We start from the raw sequence: 26,516 nt of genomic DNA, 5'->3' as shown, positions 1-26,516 counted from the left end.
AGTAGTAAACTTTAGGTCATCACGTCCTAAAATTTATTGCGATTTATGAAGAAGATAATCACCTTAATTTTATTAACTCTAAACATTAATTCACACGCTATAACGCCTAATGAAATGTTTATAGTGATTGGTGCGGTTAAATACTACAATGAAAATTGTGGCGGACTAACCCTTCAAGGTATGAAAAAGATGAATAAATCTCTAAAGTATTTTGACATGGATAAAACACCAATTAGAATTTTAGAGAGAAATTCGATGGCTGTTTCTGGATATCAAACTGCTCAAAAATTTGGTTGCATTGGAACTAAAAATGAAGCCCAAAAAGCAGGATATGGCGAATATATTAATTAAAAAGTTGTGCCGTAATCCTTCGATTGTTCCGCTTTTTCTTCACCCAACTCCAACACGACAAACGCCACCGCATTAAATTTTTCATCCGACAAGCTTAAATGCGCCTGTTTAATATTTTTACCGACTAAATATAGGCGTAATTTTTCACTTGGAATGAAATAAGGTTTGCCATTATCGTTATTACGAATGGTTAAATCTTGAAAGCTTACAATCTTACCAATTCCTGTACCCAATGCTTTAGCAAAAGCCTCTTTAGCAGCAAATCGTTTAGCACAATAAGAGGCGCTATCACCTTTATTGGCAAATAATGATTGCTCATGATCCGACAATACTCGCCTAACAAAACCATCTTTATTTTTACTTAAGATATGTTCAACACGCTCAATATTGATGATATCCGTGCCTACGCCATAAATCATGCTCTAACTTTAAGCATTAACGCTTTCATTTCACGAGTAGCTTGCTCAAGACCGACAAATATAGCCCTTGCAATAATCGAATGACCAATATTTAGCTCTACAATTTCAGGCAATTCAGCAATTGCCGAAGTATTTTCTAAAGTAAGCCCGTGTCCGGCATTAACCTGTAGGCCAATAGAATGTGCGTATGCCGCCATTGCTTTTATATGCTCAAACTCTTGTTTTTGCTCATCGCCCGTTGCATTAGCATAATGGCCTGTATGAAGCTCAATAACTGGCGCGCCGCATTCTTTTGCCGCATCAATCTGATCTTTTTGGGCATCAATAAATAGTGAAACAATAATACTAGCTTCAGCTAATTGAGCGCAAACTTGTGTCATTCTTGGAATTTGGCTAGCAACTTCAAGCCCACCCTCTGTTGTTAGTTCTTCGCGCTTTTCAGGTACCAAACAACAGTCTTCAGGTTTAATTTTAGTGGCAATGGCGATCATCTCATCTGTCGTTGCCATTTCTAAATTCATCTTAGTCGTGAGCTTATTTCGTAAAATTTCTACATCAGAATCTTGAATATGACGCCTATCCTCACGCAAATGCAGAGTAATACTATCAGCACCAGATTGTTCACACAACAAGGCTCCTTCAATTGGACACGGATAGTTGGTACCACGCGCTTGCCTAAGAGTGGCAATGTGATCAATGTTAACGCCTAAATAAATACTCATAATGTGCTATTTGCTAAAAAATAATGATCGACTTTGTAAGGGCTTATCACCCAGCAAAGGTTTTAATCGCATGCGATTTAAATCTCTACATGCCTTTAATTGCTGTGGATCTGGCATGTTGTTAATATCATCAATCAATAATTGATTAATAGATTTTCCTATTATTTTACCTGCAACACTTCTCACAAATCCACCTTGATGTTGATATTCATAATGAGCATTTAAATCAATGGGTTCACCTATTATATCTTGTGAAAAATCTACACCATAGCCCAGCTCTTGTAATAAGTTGTGTTCAAATAAACGAAGCAACCAATGGCTAGATAACGGATTAATTGTTGCTAAATTTTGAACAAAGCTTTTGTAAATCTCAAACAGTTCAAAATGAGGATCTTGCTCATGCAATAGTCTTGAAATAAGCTCATTGACATACATACCAAGAATAAGACTATCACCCTTAAGCTGTCTAGGGATATCATCTGCCTCCCAGTTACTTAAGCTCTTTAAATCTCCCTTACCACTATAAGAAATTTTGAGGTGTTGAAACACTTGAATTTGGGTTTTTGAGTTGCGCAAACCTCTACCTACCAATCTAATTCTGCCGTGTTCGAGGGTAAGAAAATCTAGCAATAAAGAGGTGTCTTTAAAGGTTCTTCGATGTATCAAAAAAGCTGGGGTTAAATCCACTTTTGCCATAACTATTCATTCCCATACATATTATCTGCATTAAACTTCGTAGAAATTCTGGAGGGCAATACTGCTATCCACTGATCATTTATAAGTTCAGCAATGATAAAACTAAAAACTGGATTTGTAATACTACCCATTCTAAAATCTTTCAATATTAGCTTGTTATCAGTAACTTCTAAGTTGTAAAAACCACTTGAGAAATTGGCATATTTATCAACAACTTGTTGGTTAATATTTTTTAAATAGTGTCGATTTTCAACTTTAATTTCTATACCCTTGCTGCCAAAAACATCAACAAAATATTGCTTAATAAAATCATCCTCAACAACAACAACTCGCCACAATATACTGTTAAATGGCGTTGGTGTGGCATAAGCCTTTCCGCTTGGTAGTATTGATTGTTGGATGACAAATGTAGACAACAAATAAAGTTGTGAAAATATAAGTGCAATTGTATTAAACGAAAAATTATTAATCATCAGCACTTTCTTCTTGATGAAAATATAACCAATGCTAACACTTAGTGGTATTGTATAAATCGGATCGATGATAAAAATCGATCCAATCATAATTTTAAAATCACTAAAAGGCAATAGCAAAGAAGTGCCATAGCTTGTAAAACTATCTAGAATTGGGTGAGTTGTTAAAACCAAAAAGACCAAAATTAGCCAACGAAAATAGCTAAGTAGATCAAAAAGTTTGTACAGTAAAGCCGCTATTAATGGCGAAATTAGAGTGAGATAAAACAAGGAATGTGAGAAGCCTCTATGCTCAATGGTACTTGTCAAAGCATCTGGATAACTAAATAAAACATCTAGATCTGGTATGGTTGCCACAAGTCCTGAAATCAGCGCGACTTTTGGGGTTTTCTTTGGCGAAACGGCTATTCCAATAACAGCACCCAGACTAAATTGAGTAATTGAATCCATTAATAATGACTAGTCGTAACCTAATGATGCAAGTGAACGTTTAGAATCAGACCAACCCGTTGATACTTTAACCCAAAGCTTTAAAAACACTTTGCGATCTAAAAATCCTTCAATACTTTGACGTGCTTCAGTACCGATGATTTTTAGCATTTCACCTTTACTACCAATCACGATATTTTTTTGAGATTCTTTTTCAACAAAAATACGTGCAGCAATGCGCTGCATGTTGCCGTCAAGCTCGTATTGCTCAATTTCTACGGTGAGCTCATAGGGTAGCTCTTCTTCTAAATGGCGCATTAACTTCTCACGAATAAACTCTGCAACGACAAATTTTTCTGATCTGTCAGTTATAAAGTCTGCATCAAAAATCATGTCTTGCTCGGGCAGATGCTTTAAAACAAGTTCTCTTAATGCTTTAGTGTCTTTTTTCTGAAAAGCAGACAAAGGAAACATGTCGGTAGGCTGGTATATTTGGCCAATTTTCTCTAAGAAAGGCAATGCAGCTTGAGGCGATGGCAATTTATCGATCTTATTAATACACATAATCACAGGTACATCAACTTGGGACACATGCTCCAAAACACGAGCATCCTCTTTTGTCCACTTACCCACTTCCACTAGCCACAAAATCATGTCTACGTCCTTAATGCTCGAACTCGCAGCACGATTCATGTAAGCATTAATGGCTTTTTTATTACCAATATGTACACCTGGCGTATCCACAAATACCATTTGATAATCATCAGTCGTTTCAATCGCATGAATACGATGGCGAGTTGTTTGAGGACGATGAGAAGTAATAGAAAGCTTTTGCCCAATCAGCTCATTAACTAATGTGGATTTGCCAACATTAGGTCGACCAACCACGGCGATAAATCCTGCTTGAAATCCCATTACTTACTCTCCTTTAATTTTGCTAATAGCACTTGGGCACAAGACTGCTCGGCGCGCTTGAGACTTTTAGCATTTTGACTGGTTTGAATATTCTGATCTTGCAAAAAACAGTTCACTGTAAAAACAGCATTATGGTCTTTGCCCACTGTTTTGGTTAGCTCATACTTTGGCAGTGCATTATTACGCTTTTGCAAATATTCTTGAAGCTGAGTTTTAGGATCTTTAAGGGAATCATTTGGGTCAATTGCATTTAAACGCTCTTGATATAAATCCAAAATAACAGTGTTAATCGTTTCTAAATCAGAATCAAGCAAAATTGCACCAAAAATTGCTTCAACCGCATCTGCCTGAATAGATTCACGACGATAGCCACCACTTTTTAACTCACCAGAACCTAAAATTAGCACATCAGCCAACTCCAAAGAAAGGCCAAATTTAGCCAGTGTTTGACCTCTTACCAAGTGCGACCTTAATCGAGACAACTTACCCTCTTCAATCTGCGTAAAACGCTTATAAAGCTCCCTTGAAATCACTAAGCCTAAAATACTATCACCCAAGAACTCTAGACGCTCGTTATTCTTTTTGCCCATACTTCGGTGCGTTAACGCAAGCTCGAGCAAAGACAAGTCTTTAAATTGATAGTTCAGTTTTTGTTGTAATTTTTCCATCTATAATTACGCAATATTCATTTAACAATTATTTTGTATGTTTTGGCAAGAAGACACCAATGTAGAACATTTTACGCTTCCTGAGAGTATTCAAGAGGTTAGCTTTAAAATCCAATCGAAAATATTACCAATGGATCATGGTTTTTTACTCGCGCAAGCAATGCTCGAGCATTTACCCTGGTTAAGCGATTCTAACGCTGGCATTCACACTATTGGTATAGCAGATGGAAATGGATGGGAGCAAAGTAAAGAAGGTGGCTTTTACTATCCATCTAAACGCTCTAAGCTTACGATTCGTATTCAACATAAATATCTAGATAGTGCAAAGACAATTGTTGGTCAAACCCTAAATCTTGGTGAATACAAAATCAAGGTTGTTAAATTTATTAACAATAAATTATTAAGTGAGATGCCGGTTTTATTTGCTAAGCAAGTAGTTTGTGATCAAAGTATTAGCGAAGAGGCTTTTTTGCAACAGTGCTTTGAGGAGTTATCTGATTTAGGTATTAAAGTCAAAAAAATGATGGCCGGTCTCGAACGCACTATTCAAACTAATGATGGTACTATTCACACTCGCTCTTTAATGCTGGCTGATCTTAAAAAAGATGAGTCTGTATTATTACAAGAAAAAGGATTGGGCGATCATCGCCTACTAGGCTGTGGATTATTCATTGCGCAAAAAGGTATTGAAACCATAGAAAGCTAAGCATTTGCATTGGCGTCGTTTTGGGTCTACAATTCTTAGTAACTGTCATCAACTCTGGAGAGAGATTATGCGCGCTTTAGTTCTATTATTTTCACTACTTATATTTCAACCAACTCTGGCTGTTGAGCCGGTAAAAGAGGCTGAATTTTTAGGCAGTCAAGTCGTTGATGATTTGCCAAATTGGTTTAAAGTAAGTTTTATGGATTTTTCCGAAGACCTAGAAGAGGCTGATGACCAAGGTAAGCATGTGATGATTTATTTTCATCAAGATGGTTGCCCTTATTGTGCCAAACTGGTTCAGGACAATTTTCATGATAACGCTCTAGTTGCTAAATTACAAAAAAATTTCGATACGATTGAAACCAATATGTGGGGCGATAGAGAGCTTACCGATTGGCAAGGTAATGACTACATAGAAAAAGAATTTTCAGCCAAAATGAAAATTCAATTCACCCCCACCCTTGTCTTTTTAAACGCAAAAGGTGAAAATGTTCTTAGACTAAATGGCTATCAATCAGTTGATAAAATGCATGCCACGCTTGATTATGTTTCTAATAAAGCCTATTTAAATCAATCATATGCAAGCTACCTTAACAGTCTTAAAAAGGACACCTCGGGCACACTGAATGCCCATGCCATTTTCGAGCAAGGTCCACATATGTTGACTCGAAACAAAACCTTGCCTGCACAAAAATACTTGGCAGTATTTTTTGAAGAACCAAATTGTCTAGAATGTAATGATTTTCATCAGCAACTTATGCCACTCGAAGAAACTCAAAAACATCTAAAACAAATGCAAGTTGTGCGCTTTAATGCACTCTCTGATGAAAAACTTATCACCCCTGCTGGTAAGCGCACCACCGCTAAAGATTGGTACAATGAGCTGAATCTTACTTACAAACCAGCCATCGTATTTTTTGATAAAACAGGCGAAGAGATTATCCGCAGAGATGCTTTTTTCAAGTCTTATCACACCCACGGAATTATGACTTATGTACTCTCAGGTGAATACAAAACTCAGCCAAATTTCCAACGTTATCTTGAGCATAAGTCGGACTTGTTAAGAGCGCAAGGTATTACAGTTGATATTTGGAAGTAGGATAAAGTTTTAAGCTAATCCGGCCTTTAAGGTCGATTTGTGAAATTTAGTAAATTTTTAGAGTGATTAGACTTTCTTTACAAACTCAGACTTAAGTTTCATAGCGCCGTGTCCAGGAACTTTGCAGTCAATATTATGATCACCATCACACAAACGTATACTCTTAACCTTGGTGCCGACTTTAACCGAGTTTGAGGTGCCTTTAATCTTAAGATCTTTAATGACAGTCACTGTATCACCATCATTCAAAATATTATTGTTTGAATCTTTAACCACCTCTTCTTGCTCAATCAAATCATCTACTGAAAATTCATAAGCACATTCAGGACAAACTAATAGATTGCCATCTTCATAAGCATATTCAGAATTACATTTTGGACAGTTGGGCAAGCTCATGGGTTATACCGTAAATGGGTATTTAACTGGATCATGATGATTATAATCAACCAATTCAAAATCATCCATGGTCACCCAAGTTTCTAAATCTTCCAGGGTTTTAATTTCAGGATTGATCTTCAGGCTTGGTAAGGCTAATGGCTCACGATCTACTTGCTCGTTTTTAAAAATCTCTACTTGATTTTCATACAAGTGGACATTGGATAAATGATGGCGCATTTTCTTGGCTTTTTTGCCAGTAATTTGTGCGGTAATTAATAATAAAAATGCCACTTGAAAATGATTAAATGGCTGACCTAGGGCATAGTCGCTGCTACGCTGATAGCTTTCTAAATACAAATCATCCCCGAGTAAATTAAAATGATGGGTGTGCATACAGGCTGGCAAACAGGCCCTATGAATGAGATTTGGGTGATTAAAAGTCATGATTTCACGCCTATCATCTATACCTTGAGATAAATCTGTAACGATTTTTTGATATTGATCTAGTGGCTCATCATCTTCGATACCTGGGAATGCTCGCCCAATTACGCCGTAGCACATACCCATATCGTCCTCACCTTTTCGATGTGGATTATCTAACCAAGCCTGATTATCATTAGCATTAGCATTCCAAGTATTACATCCTATTGCTCTAAATTGAGCTGCAGAGCTGTAACCACGGATATAGCCCAACATCTCAGCAATGGCTGATTTCCAAAAGAGTTTTTTGGTGGTAACAACTGGCACTGTACCATTGCTAAGATCGTGTTCAAAAGTGGCGCCAACAATGGCTAATGTTTTTTGACCAGTACGTGCATTTTCCAGCCACACACCCTCGTCTAAAATTCGTTTTCCAATATCTATGTATGCTTTCATGCTTGTCGCTTGTTTGGTTTGTAAAGTAGGTAAAAACCTAATATTATCATTGGAAGGCTTAACAATTGTCCCATGGTTAGCCACTCAAATGCTAAGTAACCTAATTGCGCATCTGGCACTCTAACAAACTCAATTATAAATCTAAAGAGTCCATAGAAAATTAAGAATAATGCTGAAACCGACATTAAAGGGCGAGGTTTATTACTATAAAGCCAAAGAATAATAAACAGCACCAAACCTTCTAAAAAAGCCTCGTATAGTTGTGATGGATAGCGGCTAATGCCCTGCTCTTGAATGTACATTCCTAATGGACTGGTGGTAACCTTTCCCCAAAGCTCACCATTAATAAAATTACCTATTCGTCCAAAACCCAGCCCGAGTGGCACTAGAGGTGCAACAAAATCCATGGTGGAGAAAAAGCTTTTGTTGTATTTTCGGTTGAATATAACCATGGCCAATAAAACACCTAAAAATCCACCATGAAAAGACATACCGCCACCTTGAATGGAAAAGATTGAGAGTGGATCAGATAAGAAATTAGGTAAGTTGTAAAACAACATATAGCCCAAGCGTCCACCAACAATGACACCAATGGCGCCATAAAAAATTAGATCTTCAATTTGTTGGGCGCTCCAATTTTCATCCTGTTTGGCACGATAATTAGCTAAAAAATAAGCCGCTAAAAAAGCGCCGAGATACATCAATCCATACCAATAGATTTGAGCAAAACCTAAGTCTAGTGCAACGGGATTAATACTGGGGTAAGTCATAGGTTATTAAAATGGTGTGCTCGAGGTGATTCGAACACCCGACATTTGGCTTCGGAGGCCAACACTCTATCCAGCTGAGCTACGAGCACAATAAGGGGTTCGCCTTGGAAAAGTCTTTTGTATCAAGGCATTCTAAAGCTTTCATTAATTCGTTTTGAGTTATTACTACTCTACAATTATATGCACAAAATAGCTATTAATGCACGAAATATGTACTAAAAAATCTCTATAAAAGGTGTATTCAATATTCAACTACCTTGGGAGTATTTGATCTCTATTCTGGGCTTCATTACTTTTAGAGTTAACCAGTTTTCCATTGAAATAACATACCAGCATTTCATCAATTTTATTCCAACGAACACTGTACATGTTGTTGTCATAAATGTAGGTAACTAGCGGCTGATTCCTATTAATTGGTTCGGAATCCACTAAAACACCTTGTTTCATGATCTCAATGCATTTATTCAAAGTGGGTTGAGTATATTCAAAATTACTCTTATCAAGCACCCAGCTATTAGAAAGCACAGAGGTTGAGATGAAAAGACTCGCCACTGTTAAGCTCATTGTAAAATTATTAATCATCATAACTAGCCTTACCCCGCATCAACTAAAATTATTTTAAAGCGCCTGACTTTAGACATATTTTCACAATCACTTTTATTGACAGTATACATTCGACAGGCCTTATATTATTAGTAATGACTAAGCAGTTACTTTAATTGTTTAAAACTGCTTTTAAAATAAAATTGTACAAAAATAAATAAATTGTATAACAAGGATTAAAAAAACAGGTATATTCAAAAATAGAAATTTAATTATTAATTTTTTATTGTTTGTTGAATAATTAAATATTTAAGTATGAAGAAAAGTCGAATGAAAAAAAAAATCGGGAAAGCTGCACTATTATTAGCATTATTATCAGTAATTTGGCTTTTGCTAGGAATGGCTAATGTTCTCCCGCTTTTAATAGAGTTGCCTAATGAATCAAGTGTAAGAGCGCATGCTTCAGTAGCGGTAATTTTCTTACTAATAGGTTCTTGGGCTTTTTGGAATGAAGAATAACTTTTAAAAAGGATGTAATTATGATTAAAACGTCAGATGTACTTATTTTAATAGCCGTAGCAGTTGCTTTTATGACAACCGCTTTTCTTTGGTTCCAAGGTGCTGATACAAAGCAAGAAGCTTTGTTTACTGCAACTTGGATTCCATCAATTTTAACTTTTGCTATTTATTTTAAAATAATAGCAAGGAAGGATTAATTATGGATAACTCAATGATATTTTATGCTGGCTTCTTTTGCTTTTCACTGACAATAGTTGCTGCTGTTTTGACTGCTCAAGAGTTTAAAAAAATCGAGACAGAAGAGAAAAAATAGCTATAAGGAGTGTAATTATGATTAAAACCTCAGATGTACTTATCTTGATAGCTGTAGCTGTTGCTTTTATGACAACCGCTTTTCTTTGGTTCCAAGGTGCTGATACAAAACAAGAAGCCTTGTTTACTGCAACTTGGATTCCTTCAATTTTAACTTTTGCTATTTATTTTAAAATAATAACCAGGAGAGGCTAACTATGAATGGTACAGATTCAGTAGTATTTTTCTTTGGTTTATTTTGCTTTACACTTACTATCATAGCTGTAATAATTACCGTTCAAGAAGTAAAAAAATAGCAAATAGTTTAGGGTTATAAAAATTTCACAGGCTAGATTGTTGCCTTAAAGTGTAATTATTTATTTGCCTTGAAATAGAAGTTTAAAAAAAACCACCTTACGGTGGTTTTTTTTTAAACATATATAAACTAAAAATTAAATTAATTATCTTCAGATGAACAAAATACTGCTTGCATATTAGCCACTAATTTAAGAATTTTTGCATCTTTTACTTTACATAAAATCTTATTACCATCGCGCCTTGACTCAACAATACCTTTAGTTCTTAGGATATCAATATGTTGTGAGATATTTGATTGTGAAGATCCTACCTGCTGAACAATTTCTAATACCGGTAGCTCGTCATTTTTAAGGGCACATAAAATCTTTAGTCGCAATGGGTGAGCCATCGCTTTTAAAGCTTTAGTTGCCTTTTCAATATCTTCATCTTTTTCTAATAATGTCATATCACTCATATTGTCTTCTCGGGGTTATTTGAATGGTAAATTTAAAGTCGACCCAGCATACCGTACATACCGTATCTTCTTAATTTAATTAAGACCATTTTTTGATAATAATTCACTAAACTATCATTGTTTAATACGATATCTGAGATTTTCCAAGCTTGATCAGCTGTTTGATGGAAGATTATATCTAGAAACATACCATATGAATAATAGCCATTAACTTTAAGTTTAACAGCAATTGAACCACCAATAACTGGTCGTGCTGAAATAAATTGGAAAGATGTAGATCGAGTTTGGGTCAATCTTGATAATAATGAAGTAATAATGTTTTTCTTAATTTTATTGGAAAAATATAACTGCTCATCAGCGCCTAAATTTAAATTAGTTACTAGTAAGATCTCACTAGCAATATGATCAAAATCAAATAATGGCGCTATTTGAGTTTGAATTAAAGTGCTTGCAAGCTGCGGAGAATAATTTACAACTGTTGTTAATTGGTTCAATTTAACAATGGCAGTTTGGATTGTTTTAACAGGGCCAGCGGATTTTTGAGATTCTGAAACGGATCCTTCAGCAGGAGCTTCATTTTGAGTATCTACTGGATTTTGAATGTTTTCCAAAGCTTCTTGTGCAAAGCTAAACGTGGATAAAGATAATAATAATGTTAATAATATGACATTCAATTTACTCATTTTTTCTCCATTTGGCAAAAACAAGCAAAAAATTAAAAAAATGTATCTCGTTTTCACAGTATTATATTTAATCTTCGCATAAGTAAATAACTATATTATGACTTTATTTAATTTTTCTAGGTTTTCCTTACTTTTTTCACTACTTACTGCGCTATTTTTTGCGCCTGTTTTAAGCGCTAAAACTACTGAAGAAGAGCAAAGAGTTGAGGCTTTTTTCTCAGATCTTGAAGCCTTTACTGTGGTTTTTAGTGATATCAAACAATTGTATGTTGATGATGTCGAGAACAAAGAGTTGTTTGATAATGCTATTAAAGGAATGGTTAGCGGTCTTGATCCTCATTCTGTTTATCTAGAGCCTAAAGAGCAAAAAAGTTTAATGGAAAGCTCTTCGGGAAAATTTGGTGGTCTAGGCATCGTGATTAGTAAAAAAGATGATGGCATTCAAGTTATCTCTCCTATTGACGATACTCCCGCTTATAAAGCTGGCATTCAGGCTGGTGACATAATTATTAAAATTGGTGAGAAGCTAGTTCGTGGCATGAGCTTAGAAGATGGTGTGGAGCTAATGCGTGGTGAGCCTGGCACTGATATACAAATTACTGTTTTGCGTAATAATCAAAAACCTTTCGTGGTTGATATAACTCGTGAAATTATTACTATTGTTAGTGTCAAAGGTTATTTACTTGAAAAGGATATTGGCTATGTGCGTGTTTCTAGCTTCCAGGGACCTACTGCAAATCTTCTTAAAGAAACAGTTGCTGATTTGGTAGATCAAAATGATGGCTATCTTAAGTCGTTAATTCTTGATCTACGCAACAACCCAGGTGGCGTTTTAAATGGTGCTGTTGATGTTTCCAACTTGTTCATTGATGAAGTTGGCTTAGTGGTTTATACCAAAGGTAGAATTCCTAGTTCAAACTTAAAGTTTAAAACCGAGCCTGGTGATATTATGCTGGGCTCTCCAATTGTTGTGTTAATTAATGAAGGCTCGGCTTCTGCATCAGAAATCGTTGCAGGTGCTTTGCAAGATCATAAGCGTGCTATTATTATGGGTAAAACCTCTTTTGGTAAAGGCTCGGTTCAGACTATTATTGAATTAGATAAGGGGTATGGCCTTAAAGTAACCACTGCTCGATATTACACACCTAACGGTCGATCAATTCAAGCTAAAGGCATTGAACCAGATATTAAACTAAAAAATATCAGTTTAGAAAATGAAGAGGAGGAATCAATTGTTGATATTAAAGAGAACGATCTAAGTGGTCGCTTAGAACAAGAAGATCCAAGCAAAATGTCTGAGTCTGAGATTGTTAAGTCGCAAGAAAAAAATCAAGCTACTGCTGACAAAAAAACCATTGAAAAATTAAAGAAAGATTATTTTGTGCATGAGGCTAGTAATTTGCTTAAAGCGCTGACGGTTTTAGGAAAGTAATTAGTGGCGATAACGCTTTCAATTGCAAATCAAAAAGGCGGCGTTGGTAAGACGACAACAGCTGTTAATTTGAGTGCTGCATTAAAAGCAGTTAAGAAACGAGTTTTATTAATTGATATTGACCCACAAGGCAATGCCACAATGGGTTGTGGTGTGGATAAATACACGCTTGAAAATACGGTTTGTGAGCTACTTCTAGATGAATGCAGTATTAACAAAGCCATTGTTCATGTTGATGAATCAGGTATTGATGTATTGGGCTCAAACACAGATTTGATTGCGGCAGAAATAGCCCTATTACGTGGACAGAATTCTGAATATAGGCTTAAAAACGCTATTAATTCAGTGGCTAGTCAATATGACTATGTAATTATCGATTGCCCGCCCTCTTTGAACATGCTAACCATTAATGCCTTTACTGCATCTGATGGGATTATCATCCCTATGCAGTGCGAATATTACGCATTAGAAGGCTTGAGTGCCCTAATACAAACTATTGATAAGATTAAAGCTACCACTAATCCAGAGCTCGAAATTACTGGATTGGTGAGAACCATGTATGACAATCGAAATAATTTGTCAAATGAAGTATCTTTACAATTACAGCAATATTTCTCACACAAAGTTTTTAAAACTATTGTTCCTAGAAATGTAAAATTAGCAGAGGCACCTAGTTTTGGTCAAGATGCGATTAGCTACGCCAGATCATCTAAAGGTGCAATTTCATATATCTCTTTAGCCAGTGAAGTGCTAAGAAAAACATCAATGAATTAACTATTATGACAAAAATCTCAAAATTAGGTCGCGGACTAGATATTTTATTAGGACAAGTTGGTACCAACACTGATAATTCAGAAACGAATAATAGCATGAGAATGCTAAGTGTTAATAACCTTCAGCGGGGCAAATTTCAGCCTAGAGATGATATAGATACAGAAACACTCAATGAACTAGCTGCATCAATAACTTCTCAGGGTGTTATCCAGCCATTGGTTGTTAGAAAGATCACTTATGATAAGTACGAAATTATCGCAGGTGAGCGTCGGTGGCATGCTGCTCAAATTGCGGGGCTAAAAGAAGTGCCTGTAATTGTGCGTGAAATTAACGACCAAGTAGCTCTTGCGATTGGTCTGATTGAAAATATCCAGCGTGAATCACTAACGCCGCTTGAAGAGGCAAAAGCTTTACAGCAACTGATTGAAGATTTTAAGATGACGCATGAAGAGATTTCTAATGTAGTGGGTCGCTCACGCTCTAGTGTGAGTAATCTGATTCGCTTATTGCAACTTGGTGAAGAATCAAAAAAACTTCTTGGTCAAGGAAAAATAGAAATGGGCCATGCTCGTGCACTACTACCTTTAACTGAAGAAAATCAGCTAATGGTGGCCAATCGAGTCATTTCAAAATCTTTATCTGTGCGTCAAACAGAAGAGCTGGTTAAACGTGTTTTAAATCCAAAAACAAAATCCATCACAACTATTGAGCCGCATATTTCGGAACTTGTTAGTGCTTTGTCAAAAACACTAAACTCTAAAACTGAAATTAAAGCTACGGGTGACAAAGGCAAAATCATCATCCATTACAAATCAGAAGACGAGCTTAGTAATATCTTAAAACATATCAATTAACTCTTTAAACCTTAGTTTTATCTTAATTAAAACCACCAACCCTATCTAGCTTAAGCGAATCATCATAGTGCATCCAGATGCCAAAGGCTTTACCGATGATATATTTTTCTGGCACAAAACCCCAAAAACGAGAATCGCTACTGCGAGATCGATTATCGCCCATGACAAAATAATGTCCTTCTGGAACAACAGCCCTAGCACGTTGAGAATTTTGATTTGGGTCTAGCAAGATGTCATGAAGATTATTACCTAACAACTCTCGCTTACGCTTAAACCCTGTCATCTCTGAACCAGATTCTACACCCTGGTAATCTTCAATATCTTCATAAGCAATCTCCTTGCCATTAATTGACAAGCGATCTGCATAATGAACGATGCTATCGCCAGGAATACCAACAATTCTTTTAATAAAATCAGCACCTTGATACTTATCATTTTTCTCATAATTAGGATACCTAAAAACAATCACATCCCCTCTTTCAGGCTTTTTAAATTCAATTATTTTTTTATTTATTACTGGAATGCTAACGCCGTAATCAAACTTAGATACCAAAATAAAATCTCCCGTTAACAAAGTTGGCATCATAGAATTAGATGGAATTCTAAAAGGCTCCACAACAAAACCACGCAATACAAACACTAAAAGCAATACTGGGAAAAATTCTGCAGACCATTGAACAATTTTTGGGCGGTTAATGTATTTTTCATTTTTATTAAATCTCAAAAATAAGACAAAATATATTAATTTTGGGAGGCCTGTTTTATCAGGTGTTGAGAGTTCTGCATTTGGAGTCTTATTAAAAAATAAGTTATCCAAACTAACCACTACAAAGGCTACAATTAAAAATAAAGCTAAATACGATGAAACATCCCATGCAAAGAAAGGTGATGCGTTTTCAAGTGTCATAATAATATCCGTACAAAAAAAAGGTAAAGCAAAACTCGGTTATTATATAATAAGTTCTTTTTATAATTTTTCACATTGGAGGAAATACAATGGCATTATCAGATTTAGAAAGAGACGCTCACGGTTACTTAGTTGATCTTAACACTTGGAACGAAGACATTGCTCATGAAATTGCAGCAGAAGAAGGTGTCGAATTAACCGATGATAGCTTTAAATTGATTAATTTCCTGCGTAATGAATACATCAACAACAACGCCAATCAGCCTAACGAACGCAACATGGTTAAAGGTTTGAAAGATGATTGGGATGGTAAATTAGGCACTAAAGAGTTGTATAACTTATTTCCTAAAGGTCCTGCTAAACAAGCTGGTAAAGTTGCTGGTCTTCCAGAAACTAGACGTAAAGGTGGTTACTAAGCATTAAGCTTTTTAACTTAATAAAAAGGCGCCCATTGAGCGCCTTTTTTATTGGTCTATTTATTTACTTAAACTTCAGTAATATCCATACCTGCTGAATTAGATAAATCAACAAAATTAGGAAAAGAAGTCATAACATTATCTACCCCATTAATTTCAATAGGATAAGCACATCTTAAAGAGGCTATTGCAAATGACATGGAGATACGATGATCATGATGAGATTCAATGATTGATGTTGGCTTTTTAAATTCACCGCCTTGAATTTTAATGCCGTCGTCTAGCACTTCGTTTTTAATACCTAAAACATCTAAACCATCAGCCATTACTTGTATGCGGTCTGATTCTTTAACTCTGAGCTCTTTAGCACCTGTTAAGATTGTTTCGCCTTGGGCACAACTAGCGGCAATAAACACTGCTGGAAATTCATCAATTGCTAATGGCACTAAAGCTTTAGGGATTTCAATACCTTTTAACTCAGATGATTGAATGCGGATGTCTGCTAATAATTCACCGCCGATTTCGCGCTCATTAGAAAGTTTTAGGTTTGCACCCATTAACTTTAAAATATCAATCACACCTGTTCGGGTTGGATTGATATTAACTCCCATTAGGATGATGTCTGCTTTTGGCGAGATACAAGCTGCCACCATGAAAAATGCGGCAGAAGAAATATCACTCGGCACTTGAATTGCAGTTGCACTAAGCTTGCCACCGCCTGTAAGGCACATCTGATTATTATTAACGCGCACATTATAGCCTAGGCCTTTTAGCATACGCTCAGTGTGGTCACGTGTTGGCGCCGGTTCTGTCACACAAGTATCGCCATCAGCATATAGACCCGCTAATAAAACACATGACTTTACTTGGGCAGATGCCACCGGTAAATCATACTGAATACCTTTAAGTTTTTGCCCGCCGGTAATTTTTAGAGGCGGCTTACCATCGTTACTTTCAATAACTGCACCCATATCTTTTAACGGATTTATCACTCTACCCATCGGTCTTTTAGAAAGCGACTCATCACCAATTAATTCACAATCAAATGCTTGAGCGGCAAGAATTCCTGACATTAAGCGCATAGAGGTACCTGAGTTTCCTAAATCTAGTTGTTTATCCGGTTTTTTTAAGCCATGAATACCAACACCATGAATAGTAACATTATCATCTTCACGCTCAATTTTAACCCCCATAGCTTGAAAAGCCTTAAGAGTCGATAGTGCATCTTCACCTTCTAAAAATCCTGAAATTTTTGTCACACCTTCGCTTAAAGAACCGAGCATGATTGATCGATGAGAGATAGACTTATCTCCTGGAATTTTTAACTCACCCGACAAGGTTGTTACCGGTTTTACAATAAACTTACTCATAATATTTAGTCTTTTAACCAGCTATCTCTTGCAGATTTTGCATCAAGAAATAGTTTTTCTAGTTCTTCTGGTTGTTGGTTTTTAATTAGATTAGCAACCTTATCTAGGCTTTTTTGATAGCCCTCAATGTGCTTAACTATTTGATCTGGATTATTAATACAAATGTCTCGCCACATAACTGCATCACTTGAAGCGATACGAGAAAAGTCCTTAAATCCGCCTGCTGCATATTTACATGCTTCTGGATTACTTGATATCAAATAATCCATCAATGAAAAAGCGAGCATATGAGGTAAATGTGAAGTCATAGCTAATAAATCATCGTGTTTAATTTCATTCATAATTTCTATTTTTGCGCCCACACTTTCCCATAGATCACTTACTGTAACTACAGATTGAGTATTGGAATTTTTGCCAGGGGTAATAATGACACGCCTATGATTAAATAAAGTTGCGTCAGCAGCTTTAACACCACTGCGCTCTTTGCCAGCAATCGGATGTGCAGGAATAAAATTTTCAGGCATATGCCCAAATACTTGCTTAGCAATTTGAATAACACTTGCTTTGGTGCTACCCACATCAGTAATAATCATTTTTTCGTCAAGATGTGGCTTGATCATTTCTAATATTGCTTTAAAACTATTAACCGGAGTGGCAATCATTACCAAATCTGCACCTTTAAGTGCCTTGGCAAGATCAAGTGTGTACTCGTCAATAATATTTAATTCTTTTGCTTTGGCCAGATTAGCCTCATTCCTACCAAAGCCAACAATGCTAGCAACCTTATTAGCTTTTTTTAAGCCTGCAGCAAATGAACCACCAATCAGCCCGACACCAATAATACAAATCTTATTCATAATAATGATTTTAACGCATCTAGAAAATCTGAAATTTCTCTTGAAGTGCCTATTGAAACTCGCAAGTAGTTTTTCATTTCAACGGGGCGGACGATAAATCCAAGTTCTAGTAATTGCTGATAAAGTTTAGCTGCATCGTCAACTTTAACGGAAATAAAATTGGCTGATGAGGGAATATAGGATAGTCCCAGTTTATCAAACCCTTGCTCTAATTGTTTAAGTCCGTTATTGTTAGCTATCACTGATCGTACTAAATAAGATTGGTCGCCCAAGGCTGCAATAGCTGCTACTTGAGCAACATGATTAACATTAAACGGTTGGCGAATACGATTAAGATAATCTGCAATTTTTCCACTTGAGACACAATAGCCCACTCTTAAACCTGCCAAGCCATAAGCCTTAGAAAATGTACGGGTGATAATTAAATTTTCAAATTCTGCAAGCCAACCAATAGCCCTATCAGCATGATCAAGATATTCAAAATATGCCTGGTCTAATACAACTGAAATAGAATTTGGAACGCGTGATAAAAAAGCATGGACTGCTTCATCAGAAAGTAAAGTGCCTGTTGGATTATTAGGATTAGCAACGAAAATAAGCTTAGTTTTATCAGTAATTGCTAACAGCATAGCTTCGAGATCATGGCCAAAATCTTTAGATTTTGTAACAACAGCAGTTGCACCTAAAGCTTGGGTGGCTAATGGATATACGACAAAAGCATACTCTGAAAAAATAACCTCATCAGTTGAAGAGCAAACATAAGCTTTAGCAACTAACTCTAGAATATCATTTGAGCCATTACCTAATGTGACCATGTCTGTTGAAACAACAAGATGATCGCTAATTGCTCGCTTTAACTCAAAGCCACTTCCATCTGGATAGCGATCCACTTCACTCACGGCTTTTTGCATTGCTTCGAGGGCTTTTTGACCAACGCCCAGCGGGTTTTCGTTACTAGCTAACTTGACGATGTGCTTAAGCCCTAACTCGCGTTGTAATTCACTAATTGGCTTGCCGCCTTGATAAGGCTTTAAGCCTTTAACTGTCTTACAAACACTCATAATACAGCAATAGGATATGAACCTAAAATGCTCACTTTAAGCACTCTTTTTTCCACTTCAGCCAAGGCGATTTTTACCTTGTCATCATCTTGATGACCTTCAATATCGATCAGAAATAAGTATTCCCACTTCACACCAGGAATTGGGTGGCGTGCTAGCTGCATCATATTAATACCTTGTTCTTTAAAAGGTTCAAGCAAATCAAACAACGCACCAGATTCATGTTTAGTAACAACCAAAATAGAGGTTTTATCATTACCTGAAGGCTCTATAGATTCTTTACTGAGTATCAAGAATCGAGTCGTATTACCAGCCTTGTCTTCAATATTTTTAGCCACTCGCTCTAGATCATACAAACTTAAAGCAGCTTCTGAAGCAATGGCAGCAGCGCCCACTTCATCTTTAACCATTCGAGCAGCTAAAGCATTAGAAGCGACCGCTTTTAATTGCGCATTAGGATAATGATTCGCCAACCATCGCTGACATTGATCAAGTGCTTGTTGATGTGCGTAAATTGTTTTGATTTCAATTGATTGATCAGCACTCATGAGCTGATGCTGAATAGAAATTTCTACTTCACCACAAATCTTAAGATCTTGTGAATAAAGCATATCTACAGTTCCACCAATAACGCCATTTGATGAATTTTCAATCGGCACCACACCATAATGTGCATTGCCCTTTTCAACTTGATGAAAAATCTCGTCAATACTGGCACAATCCAATGTAGAAACAGCATGACCAAAATGTTTTAAAGCAGCCTCTTGAGTGAAGGTTCCTTCAGGACCTAGATAAGCAATATTAAGGGGTTGCTCTAGAGCAAGGCAGGCTGACATAATTTCACGAAAAATATGCGCCATATCTTTGTCTTTTAATTGGCTTTTATTGCGCTCAATGATAGAGCGTAACACTTGAGCTTCGCGCTCAGGTCGATAGAACACGCTATTGATATCATCTGCTCTTTTAACTTTCGCCACTTCGCCCGCTAAATCAGCTCGCTCACCGATAAGCATTTGCAATTGTTGATCAAGCGCATCAATTTCAACTCGTAACTCTGCTAATGTTTTCTTACCCATATTGCCTTTCAAAATCAGTCATAAATTCAATTAGTGCATCCACCCCACTTTCAGGCATTGCATTGTAAATACTGGCACGCATTCCACCCACAGACTTGTGACCCTTTAGTGCTAATAAGTTAGCATTATAAGACTTTTCTAAGAACAGTTTATCAAGAGTGTCGTCGGCCAATATAAATGGTACATTCATCCATGAGCGATATTTAGGATTAACAGGATTCGAGTAAAAATCAGAGTTGTCAATTGCTCGATAAAGCTTACTAGCCTTACGATTATTAATTTGTGCCATGGCTTTAACGCCTCCCTGAACTTTTAGCCATTCAAATACTAGACCAGCTGTATACCAGGCAAAGGTAGTTGGCGTGTTAAACATGGAGTCGTTATCAGCTTGTGTCGCATAGTCAAACAATATAGGCTGTTTAGCCACCACATCGCCAATTAAGTCTTCTCGCACGATAACAGTAGTTACACCTGCTACGCCAATATTTTTTTGTGCACCTGCATAAATAACACCATACTTTGATACATCAATTTCACGTGATAATATCGTAGATGACATGTCCGCCACAACTGGCATATCCACTTCTGGAACAAAATCAAACTCCAAACCAGCAATGGTTTCATTCGGTGTGAAGTGTAAATATGCAGCAGACTCGTCGATATTCCAGTTTGAATAGTCTTCAATATCGGTAAATTTATTCACGCTACTGTCTGTACAAATATTTACATCGCAATAGCGCTTTGCTTCCGCAATCGCCTTAACTGACCAATGTCCAGTATTAGCATAATTAGCTTTAGTTTTGCCTCGCAATAAATTAATTGGCACCATAGAAAATTGAGCTGATGCGCCACCTTGTAAAAACAAAACTTTGTAATTATTGGGAATATTCATCAAATCGCGCAAATCTTGTTCAGCTTTTTGAGCTACTTGCATAAAATCAACTCCGCGATGAGATATCTCCATCACCGAGGCCTTAGCATTACCATACTCCAATAATTCTTCTTGAATCTGGCGTAATACTGATTTAGGAAGTGCTGCAGGACCAGCACTAAAATTATAGATTTCACTCATTGATATTATTTTCCAAATAATTATGTAAAAAATTAGCCCTTATTTTACGTCAATATTGTCTATATTTTTCAATGATCCAGCCTTAGTAATCTGTTCTAGATCAATCATAACTAACACCTAGTTTTTATTAATTTTAAATCATATTAACAATAGTCTATAATCTCGCTCACTTGATTATGGAAGTGGGTGCCAATCCCACACTGTCCTCGCAACGGTATTTTTCTTTACGAAATCAGTCCGATACATAATCTTTTTTTAATCTCACGAAGGATGACTATCATGAAATTTAAACAGCTCTCTGTTGTTGCCGTATCGTTACTAACTTTTACTACAGCAACCAATGCGGTATTAGGCCCAATCCCTATTTATCTAAATACTGAATATCGAACTGAAAATCCAGTTATTGGATCCATTGCATCGACACTTAGCTTTAATGCTGATGATATTAAAGCAACAGGCGCTAATTCATTCATAGAATTCTTAGGAACCGTTCCAAGTGTTGAGATGTGGACAGGAAATGTCCCAACTATTTTTATGCGTGGCGGACCTTCAAATCATACTTTGATTATCGTTGATGGCGCCAGAATGAATCCACCAAATTCTACAAATGGTGCGATTGAGTATGGACTTACAGACATCATACTGAATGATATTGAAAAAATAGAAATTGTTAAAGGTTCGGGCTCTGTTTTATATGGCTCTTCTGCAACATCAGGTGTTATTGCTATTACTACTAAAAAAGGTGCAAAAGGAAGACATGCAACAGTGAGTACTAAATTTGGCACAAATAATGCTAAAACTTATGCACTATCAGTAAGTAATGGCAGTAAAAATGGCTTTGTTAGATTTACTCATAATAATCATTCAACAGATGGTATTAATGCCCGTTCAGATGATTCTACTAACGAAAAAGATGCTAGTAGTAACCATTCCACACAAATTAAATTTGGCACTAAAAAGTTTGATATTAGTTACTCAAAGAATGGAACTAGAATTGAATATGATGATCAATTTGGCGGCTCAAATGATCAGTATCTTACTAGAGACTCATCCAAAATATCAATCAACGCTCAGAAAAAGAATACTGATACCTGGAAAACAAAGTTGCATTTCTCGCAAATAGATACAGTGAGAAAAGCGTACAAAGATGGTATTTTCGCTTGGGGTGGTGATGGTGACGATTTTAGAAATACAACTATAACTGCTATTAGTGATATTAACATTGGTAACGCCTTATTAAATATTGGCTTATCCCAATCTGAAGATAAAAATATCAAATCTAGTTCAAAGATTACTAGTAAAGATTTGTATACAAATTGGCAGCAAACTTTTAATAATATTAACATTAACATAGGCGTTCGCTATATTAATCATAGCAAAGCTGGTAATGAAATAATTTACAATTTAGGAACATCTAAGCACTTCGAAAACAACCTTAAACTAACTGGTATTTATGGAACATCCTTCAATACTCCAACTTTAGGCCAATTAGCTGGTAATTCTAATCTTAGACCAGAAACATCAAAAAATATCGAGTTAGGTCTGGAAAAGCAGCACATTTGGGGATTCTCTAGTATTAAAATTTACAATAACTCAAGTAATAACGCATTTCGTAGTGATGGCACAACAGGTTGGGTCTATGAAAATGTAGGAAAATTGAAAACAAAAGGCATTGAGCTATCTCTAAAAACCAACATTGCTGGCTATGATATCGACTTTGGTCATAACTACAATATAAGTAAAGAGAATGATAGAGTTTTACAAAGCATTAGAAGGCCAAAAAATACTATGCATCTGACAATTGGTAAGCAGTATGGTAAATTTAACTCAAAAACTCAGGTTATTAAAAAATCATCTAGCTTGGATAATGGTGATATTAGATTAGATGGCTATACATTGATGAACTTATCAACTAATTATGATATTAGTGACAGGACCAAAGTAGCACTTAGAATTAAGAATGCAGCTAACAAAAACTATTCAGTTGCAAATAAATACAATCAACTTGGTAGGTCGATTGAATTGGGACTAGACTTTAACTTCTAAAAAAACACTTTGATACTAGAGCTTTACCGATTGGCAGCAAGATTGACTATAATAAAAAACACTAATCAAGAATTAAAAAGGAAATAAGATGACAGATCAAATCAACAAAACTAGAGCGCTGTTTGCTGTGTTTATCATGGTGCTTTTAATGATTGCTACTCGTGGTCATGCTAATTGGCTGTCAAGCATTGTTCATTTGCCAGACTTTACTATCCCTGCACTATTTATTGCTGGCGTTTACTTGAGAAAGTTTTGGGTTGCATTTGTGATTATTTTGAGCGCTGTTGCGATTGATAATTATGCAATTGTTCATGAAGGTATTAGTGCTAATTGTATTACACCCGCTTATAGCATACTGCCATTTACTTACTATGCAATTTTCTGGGTTGGTAAATACATGAAAAGTTTAAATATAAATACCAGCATAGTTAAAAATGCATTGATTATTATTGCAGCAACGAGTGCTCAATGGCTAGTGGCTACTTCAAGCTATTATTTCTTTACTGCCACTTATGCAAAAACTGGCTGGGCTAACTTCCCTGCCTACTTAGCACAATGGTCGATAGCTGAAATTCTGCCTGTTTTATATTGGATGGTAGTGATATCTATTGTGTTTACACTTAATCATCGTTACTCATTTGTTCGATATTTCTCTTCACAGAAAAGCTAGATAAAATTATGTCTGAAGATCAATCTAAAGAGGCTTCTTATAAAGAACGTATGCAGCGCAAGAAGGAATATATTGATGCCCGCATAGATGATGCCAATATCGACAAAGGTATTATCGTACTGTTAACTGGTAACGGCAAAGGTAAATCCTCTTCAGCACTAGGTATGATTTGTCGCGCTCTAGGTTATGATATGAAGATTGGCATTGCCAAGTTTTTAAAAGGTGATCAAGATACAGGGGAAGATGTCTTTCTTGCTAAGCAACCAAATGTGCAAATATCTCGCATGAAAACTGGCTTTACTTGGGACACTCAAGATAAGGCCTACGATATAGCCATGGCGGCTGAAACTTGGTCTGAAGCTCAGGTATATCTAAAAGATGAATCAATTGATTTGGTGGTACTAGACGAGCTCACTTATATGATCAGCTATAAGTACTTAGACGAATCAGAAATTCTTAATGCACTTAATAACCGACCAAAAGATCAGCATGTCGTCATTACTGGACGAGCTGCATCAGAAAATCTTATTCAAATTGCTGACACCGTCAGTGAAGTAAAAGACATTAAGCATGCTTTTAGAGAAAATATAAAGGCACAAAAAGGCATTGACCTTTAAACTTCAATCAAGAGAAAAGAAAGTATAAGCTTTTTTAAATATTTGTTTGTTTTTACAACTTTAAGAATTAACTACTGGCTTTCATAAATACTGAATGCCTCTTCAGCGCTCAAACGCCCATATTTTAACTTACAAGAGTCATATTTCTTATCTCTCATCTCAACCATACCCGGGATAACTGCTTTAAGGTTAAGCATTTCAGCAGATAAAGACTCTACAGCATAAAAAGTTAAAGGGATCAAGTTGTTACTACAGTGTTTTGATGTTCTTATTATCTCGACACCTTTTTTGTCTTTCTTGCCAGTATTCACAACCTTAGTATTACAATTCTCGACAATACGATAACCCTTGGTCAGTAATGATTCAATATTATTAAGCCTATCTCTTGAGTTGCGAATCTTAATATTATAAGATGATACAACAGAACTCCCTTTACATAGTTTAACAGCCCGTTGATCTTTATTCATCTTTTGAAAGTCCTTGACGCTGGCACAAGAACCAATAAAAGAAGAAAGAAACAAAATGTATATTAATTTAATAAAAGAGATTTGCATTTTTTATAGTTTATATTTTTGATATTCAGAATATACCTTGAGACTTGGTAATATTTTCATGTTCTTTATTAAAATAGATGACTCACCTAGCTACAAATTCCAAGACAGTCGCATTAATGCAGTAGCGTGGCTTTCCATTAGGTCCATCATTAAATACATGTCCCAAATGAATGTCTGAACTTTTCGAACGAATTTCTGTGCGCTTCATACCATAGCTATTATCTGCTTTTTCATATGTCTCACCATTAACTGGCTTTGTAAAAGACAGCCAGCCAGTTTTTGAATTAAATCGATCACGGGTGTCAAATAAAGGTCTGCCAGATAATTTATCAATAAACACACCATCAGGTGTGTCCTTAAAGATGTCATACTGCTTGCAAAATCTACCATCTGTACCGTCATTAAAAGCTACATTAAATGCTTCAGATTCTTTGCCTAATTTAAATTCTCCCAATGCCTTATAAAATTCACTAGGCATCATATAACCTTGTTTAGCCCAAACCTCTTTACCATCTTTAATAAAAAAAATGGTGGGAGTCGCCCAGGTTTTTGTTTTTAAATCAAAGCCTTTTAGGGCTGATGAAGGTGAACTCCTAAGGGGTATATTACCTTTATATTTAGAACTAATCTCTTTCTCAAATTGCAAACAATACAAACAAGAGCCTTTTTCTTCAGCTTCAATGACTAATATCTCCATACCACCCAGCGGCATAATCACTTCATGAGCGATCTGTGCTTTAACTGATGAATCAAATTTCACACCAGTGGAATGATCAGGGCAGTATCCATTTGGATTTTTTAATAGATAATCTTGATGATAATTTTCTGCAGGCCAAAATTTATCTAATTTTTTAATTTCTGTCACAATTTTGCCATAACCTTTAGCAGTTAATAGCTTTTGAAATTTTTGCCCAGTGCTCAAGGCGATTGCCTCCTGATCTTTTGTTGTCCAGTAAAGCGCTGATCGATAATTATCACCTATATCATTACCCTGACCATTGACTTGAGTTGGGTCATGTATTTCCCAAAAATTATTAATCAATTTTTCTGTAGAAACAATATCAGAATTGTAAGAAACCTTGACAACTTCAGTATGATTAATTAGCCCCTGCTCTGGCGCTAACTCGTCATCATCAGTGATGCCAATATTTTTTAAAAAACTTATAAAACCTGAACTTTTCAGATTTTTATTTTTTAATACTTCATCATAAGTCGGATTGTCATAATTACCTCCAGCATAGCCAGAAACTACTTGAGTGACACCATCGATTTTTTCAAAGTTTTTTTCCACACCCCAAAAACACCCTGCTGCAAATACAATTTCCAATACCATTCTTGCTCTCTTTAATAATAAATGACTCTTGTGATTATATTACGGATCAAGTTAGTAATAAATATCAAATGCTTACAATTAAACTAGGTGTTTTCATTTACATAATTAGAGCGCAATACAAGCATTTTATGAGTAATATTTAATAGATAAATCACGCTCAAACTTTA

33 protein-coding genes, 1 tRNA gene and 1 riboswitch are annotated in these 26,516 nt (G+C 36.0%); of the genes, 13 read left to right on the top strand and 21 right to left on the bottom strand.

Annotation, left to right across the window (positions count from 1 at the left end; genetic code table 11):
• The first annotated feature begins 45 nt into the window (after nt 1-45).
• A complete protein-coding gene (locus N9Y32_04090; GenBank protein MDB2590192.1) occupies nt 46-351 on the top strand; it encodes a hypothetical protein in 306 nt (101 codons plus the stop codon).
• Here N9Y32_04090 and acpS read toward each other — a convergent pair.
• Genes acpS through rnc form a run of 6 tightly spaced genes read right to left on the bottom strand, consistent with a single transcriptional unit; the run spans nt 348 to nt 4,673 of the window.
• On the bottom strand, nt 348-770 hold the full coding sequence (gene acpS, locus N9Y32_04085; GenBank protein ID MDB2590191.1) for a holo-ACP synthase: 423 nt from the start codon (nt 768-770) through the stop codon (nt 348-350). The two genes, N9Y32_04090 and acpS, sit on opposite strands and share 4 nt — an antisense overlap.
• Nucleotides 767-1,492, bottom strand: coding sequence for a pyridoxine 5'-phosphate synthase (gene pdxJ / locus N9Y32_04080; protein MDB2590190.1), 726 nt, complete (start codon nt 1,490-1,492; stop codon nt 767-769). Before pdxJ ends, acpS begins: the two co-directional genes overlap by 4 nt.
• Before the next feature lie 6 nt (nt 1,493-1,498).
• Complete coding sequence (gene recO / locus N9Y32_04075) at nt 1,499-2,188, bottom strand: DNA repair protein RecO (GenBank protein MDB2590189.1); 690 nt, start codon at nt 2,186-2,188, stop codon at nt 1,499-1,501.
• A 2-nt stretch (nt 2,189-2,190) separates the two neighbouring features.
• Nucleotides 2,191-3,111, bottom strand: coding sequence for a metal-dependent hydrolase (locus N9Y32_04070; GenBank protein MDB2590188.1), 921 nt, complete (start codon nt 3,109-3,111; stop codon nt 2,191-2,193).
• Between the two features lie 9 nt (nt 3,112-3,120).
• Nucleotides 3,121-4,005: a GTPase Era gene (gene era, locus N9Y32_04065; GenBank protein ID MDB2590187.1), complete on the bottom strand. Its 885-nt coding sequence runs from the start codon at nt 4,003-4,005 to the stop codon at nt 3,121-3,123.
• The gene (gene rnc, locus N9Y32_04060; GenBank protein MDB2590186.1) at nt 4,005-4,673 is read right to left on the bottom strand and encodes a ribonuclease III; all 669 of its coding nucleotides are present in this window, start codon (nt 4,671-4,673) and stop codon (nt 4,005-4,007) included. Before rnc ends, era begins: the two co-directional genes overlap by 1 nt.
• 37 nt (nt 4,674-4,710) lie before the next feature.
• Here rnc and cas6 point away from each other — a divergent pair, with 37 nt between their 5' ends.
• Both cas6 and N9Y32_04050 read left to right on the top strand, forming a co-directional pair.
• Nucleotides 4,711-5,379, top strand: coding sequence for a type I-MYXAN CRISPR-associated protein Cas6/Cmx6 (cas6, locus tag N9Y32_04055; protein ID MDB2590185.1), 669 nt, complete (start codon nt 4,711-4,713; stop codon nt 5,377-5,379).
• A 67-nt stretch (nt 5,380-5,446) separates the two neighbouring features.
• Nucleotides 5,447-6,478 carry a thioredoxin fold domain-containing protein gene (locus N9Y32_04050; protein ID MDB2590184.1) on the top strand — a complete coding sequence of 344 codons (1,032 nt, stop codon included), beginning with the start codon at nt 5,447-5,449 and terminating at the stop codon, nt 6,476-6,478.
• Between the two features lie 66 nt (nt 6,479-6,544).
• Here the strand turns inward: N9Y32_04050 and N9Y32_04045 are convergent, their stop codons facing one another.
• The 5 genes from N9Y32_04045 to N9Y32_04025 form a co-directional block, all read right to left on the bottom strand.
• On the bottom strand, nt 6,545-6,874 hold the full coding sequence (locus tag N9Y32_04045; GenBank protein MDB2590183.1) for a zinc ribbon domain-containing protein YjdM: 330 nt from the start codon (nt 6,872-6,874) through the stop codon (nt 6,545-6,547).
• Nucleotides 6,875-6,877: 3 nt separating this feature from the next.
• A complete protein-coding gene (gene thyA / locus N9Y32_04040) occupies nt 6,878-7,732 on the bottom strand; it encodes a thymidylate synthase (GenBank protein MDB2590182.1) in 855 nt (284 codons plus the stop codon).
• Nucleotides 7,729-8,502 carry a prolipoprotein diacylglyceryl transferase gene (gene lgt / locus N9Y32_04035; protein ID MDB2590181.1) on the bottom strand — a complete coding sequence of 258 codons (774 nt, stop codon included), beginning with the start codon at nt 8,500-8,502 and terminating at the stop codon, nt 7,729-7,731. Before lgt ends, thyA begins: the two co-directional genes overlap by 4 nt.
• Nucleotides 8,503-8,514: 12 nt before the next feature.
• Nucleotides 8,515-8,591 (bottom strand) — tRNA-Arg (locus N9Y32_04030).
• A gap of 163 nt (nt 8,592-8,754) precedes the next feature.
• A complete protein-coding gene (locus N9Y32_04025) occupies nt 8,755-9,087 on the bottom strand; it encodes a hypothetical protein (protein ID MDB2590180.1) in 333 nt (110 codons plus the stop codon).
• 288 nt (nt 9,088-9,375) lie between these two features.
• Here N9Y32_04025 and N9Y32_04020 point away from each other — a divergent pair, with 288 nt between their 5' ends.
• From N9Y32_04020 to N9Y32_04010, 3 genes are all read left to right on the top strand, one after another.
• The gene (locus N9Y32_04020) at nt 9,376-9,564 is read left to right on the top strand and encodes a hypothetical protein (protein MDB2590179.1); all 189 of its coding nucleotides are present in this window, start codon (nt 9,376-9,378) and stop codon (nt 9,562-9,564) included.
• A gap of 20 nt (nt 9,565-9,584) precedes the next feature.
• Nucleotides 9,585-9,761: a hypothetical protein gene (locus tag N9Y32_04015; protein ID MDB2590178.1), complete on the top strand. Its 177-nt coding sequence runs from the start codon at nt 9,585-9,587 to the stop codon at nt 9,759-9,761.
• Between the two features lie 133 nt (nt 9,762-9,894).
• On the top strand, nt 9,895-10,071 hold the full coding sequence (locus N9Y32_04010) for a hypothetical protein (GenBank protein ID MDB2590177.1): 177 nt from the start codon (nt 9,895-9,897) through the stop codon (nt 10,069-10,071).
• Nucleotides 10,072-10,312: 241 nt separating this feature from the next.
• On the opposite strand, the gene N9Y32_04005 is transcribed toward N9Y32_04010, so the two are convergent.
• Both N9Y32_04005 and N9Y32_04000 read right to left on the bottom strand, forming a co-directional pair.
• Nucleotides 10,313-10,627 (bottom strand): metalloregulator ArsR/SmtB family transcription factor, encoded by a 315-nt coding sequence (locus tag N9Y32_04005; GenBank protein ID MDB2590176.1) that lies wholly within the window; start codon nt 10,625-10,627, stop codon nt 10,313-10,315.
• A gap of 32 nt (nt 10,628-10,659) precedes the next feature.
• Nucleotides 10,660-11,310, bottom strand: coding sequence for an ABC transporter substrate-binding protein (locus N9Y32_04000; protein ID MDB2590175.1), 651 nt, complete (start codon nt 11,308-11,310; stop codon nt 10,660-10,662).
• 97 nt (nt 11,311-11,407) lie between these two features.
• Here N9Y32_04000 and N9Y32_03995 point away from each other — a divergent pair, with 97 nt between their 5' ends.
• The 3 genes from N9Y32_03995 to N9Y32_03985 are packed head-to-tail and all read left to right on the top strand — an operon-like array spanning nt 11,408 to nt 14,370.
• A complete protein-coding gene (locus tag N9Y32_03995; GenBank protein MDB2590174.1) occupies nt 11,408-12,742 on the top strand; it encodes a S41 family peptidase in 1,335 nt (444 codons plus the stop codon).
• A 3-nt stretch (nt 12,743-12,745) separates the two neighbouring features.
• Nucleotides 12,746-13,516, top strand: coding sequence for an AAA family ATPase (locus N9Y32_03990; GenBank protein ID MDB2590173.1), 771 nt, complete (start codon nt 12,746-12,748; stop codon nt 13,514-13,516).
• A gap of 5 nt (nt 13,517-13,521) precedes the next feature.
• Nucleotides 13,522-14,370 (top strand): ParB/RepB/Spo0J family partition protein, encoded by an 849-nt coding sequence (locus N9Y32_03985; protein ID MDB2590172.1) that lies wholly within the window; start codon nt 13,522-13,524, stop codon nt 14,368-14,370.
• 22 nt (nt 14,371-14,392) lie between these two features.
• Here N9Y32_03985 and lepB read toward each other — a convergent pair whose 3' ends face one another.
• Nucleotides 14,393-15,277, bottom strand: coding sequence for a signal peptidase I (gene lepB / locus N9Y32_03980; GenBank protein MDB2590171.1), 885 nt, complete (start codon nt 15,275-15,277; stop codon nt 14,393-14,395).
• A gap of 89 nt (nt 15,278-15,366) precedes the next feature.
• Here lepB and N9Y32_03975 point away from each other — a divergent pair, with 89 nt between their 5' ends.
• Entirely contained in the window at nt 15,367-15,693 is a 327-nt protein-coding gene (locus N9Y32_03975; GenBank protein MDB2590170.1) for a TusE/DsrC/DsvC family sulfur relay protein, read from the top strand.
• 68 nt (nt 15,694-15,761) lie between these two features.
• Here the strand turns inward: N9Y32_03975 and aroA are convergent, their stop codons facing one another.
• The 5 genes from aroA to serC are packed head-to-tail and all read right to left on the bottom strand — an operon-like array spanning nt 15,762 to nt 21,129.
• Nucleotides 15,762-17,063, bottom strand: a complete 1,302-nt coding sequence (gene aroA / locus N9Y32_03970; GenBank protein ID MDB2590169.1) for a 3-phosphoshikimate 1-carboxyvinyltransferase — start codon at nt 17,061-17,063, stop codon at nt 15,762-15,764.
• Nucleotides 17,064-17,068: 5 nt separating this feature from the next.
• On the bottom strand, nt 17,069-17,920 hold the full coding sequence (locus tag N9Y32_03965) for a prephenate dehydrogenase/arogenate dehydrogenase family protein (GenBank protein MDB2590168.1): 852 nt from the start codon (nt 17,918-17,920) through the stop codon (nt 17,069-17,071).
• Nucleotides 17,917-18,981, bottom strand: coding sequence for a histidinol-phosphate transaminase (hisC, locus tag N9Y32_03960; protein MDB2590167.1), 1,065 nt, complete (start codon nt 18,979-18,981; stop codon nt 17,917-17,919). The genes N9Y32_03965 and hisC overlap by 4 nt, the downstream gene beginning before the upstream one ends.
• Nucleotides 18,978-20,057 carry a prephenate dehydratase gene (gene pheA, locus N9Y32_03955; GenBank protein MDB2590166.1) on the bottom strand — a complete coding sequence of 360 codons (1,080 nt, stop codon included), beginning with the start codon at nt 20,055-20,057 and terminating at the stop codon, nt 18,978-18,980. The genes hisC and pheA overlap by 4 nt, the downstream gene beginning before the upstream one ends.
• Nucleotides 20,050-21,129 (bottom strand): 3-phosphoserine/phosphohydroxythreonine transaminase, encoded by a 1,080-nt coding sequence (gene serC, locus N9Y32_03950; GenBank protein MDB2590165.1) that lies wholly within the window; start codon nt 21,127-21,129, stop codon nt 20,050-20,052. The genes pheA and serC overlap by 8 nt, the downstream gene beginning before the upstream one ends.
• 130 nt (nt 21,130-21,259) lie before the next feature.
• A riboswitch (cobalamin riboswitch) is annotated at nt 21,260-21,396 on the top strand.
• Nucleotides 21,397-21,408: 12 nt separating this feature from the next.
• On the opposite strand from serC, the gene N9Y32_03945 reads away from it, so the two are divergent.
• The 3 genes from N9Y32_03945 (at nt 21,409) to cobO (ending at nt 24,462) form a co-directional block, all read left to right on the top strand.
• Nucleotides 21,409-23,175, top strand: coding sequence for a TonB-dependent receptor (locus N9Y32_03945; protein MDB2590164.1), 1,767 nt, complete (start codon nt 21,409-21,411; stop codon nt 23,173-23,175).
• 88 nt (nt 23,176-23,263) lie between these two features.
• Nucleotides 23,264-23,845 (top strand): hypothetical protein, encoded by a 582-nt coding sequence (locus tag N9Y32_03940; protein ID MDB2590163.1) that lies wholly within the window; start codon nt 23,264-23,266, stop codon nt 23,843-23,845.
• An 8-nt stretch (nt 23,846-23,853) separates the two neighbouring features.
• Nucleotides 23,854-24,462 (top strand): cob(I)yrinic acid a,c-diamide adenosyltransferase, encoded by a 609-nt coding sequence (gene cobO, locus N9Y32_03935; protein MDB2590162.1) that lies wholly within the window; start codon nt 23,854-23,856, stop codon nt 24,460-24,462.
• Nucleotides 24,463-24,533: 71 nt separating this feature from the next.
• On the opposite strand, the gene N9Y32_03930 is transcribed toward cobO, so the two are convergent.
• Nucleotides 24,534-24,929 carry a hypothetical protein gene (locus tag N9Y32_03930; GenBank protein MDB2590161.1) on the bottom strand — a complete coding sequence of 132 codons (396 nt, stop codon included), beginning with the start codon at nt 24,927-24,929 and terminating at the stop codon, nt 24,534-24,536.
• Between the two features lie 169 nt (nt 24,930-25,098).
• A complete protein-coding gene (gene msrA / locus N9Y32_03925; protein ID MDB2590160.1) occupies nt 25,099-26,349 on the bottom strand; it encodes a peptide-methionine (S)-S-oxide reductase MsrA in 1,251 nt (416 codons plus the stop codon).
• Nucleotides 26,350-26,516: the final 167 nt, after the last annotated feature.

Origin of the sequence: Candidatus Thioglobus sp. (assembly GCA_028228555.1) — a bacterium.
GTDB lineage: Bacteria > Pseudomonadota > Gammaproteobacteria > PS1 > Pseudothioglobaceae > Thioglobus_A.
This window is presented reverse-complemented; position numbering and strand designations above follow the sequence as displayed.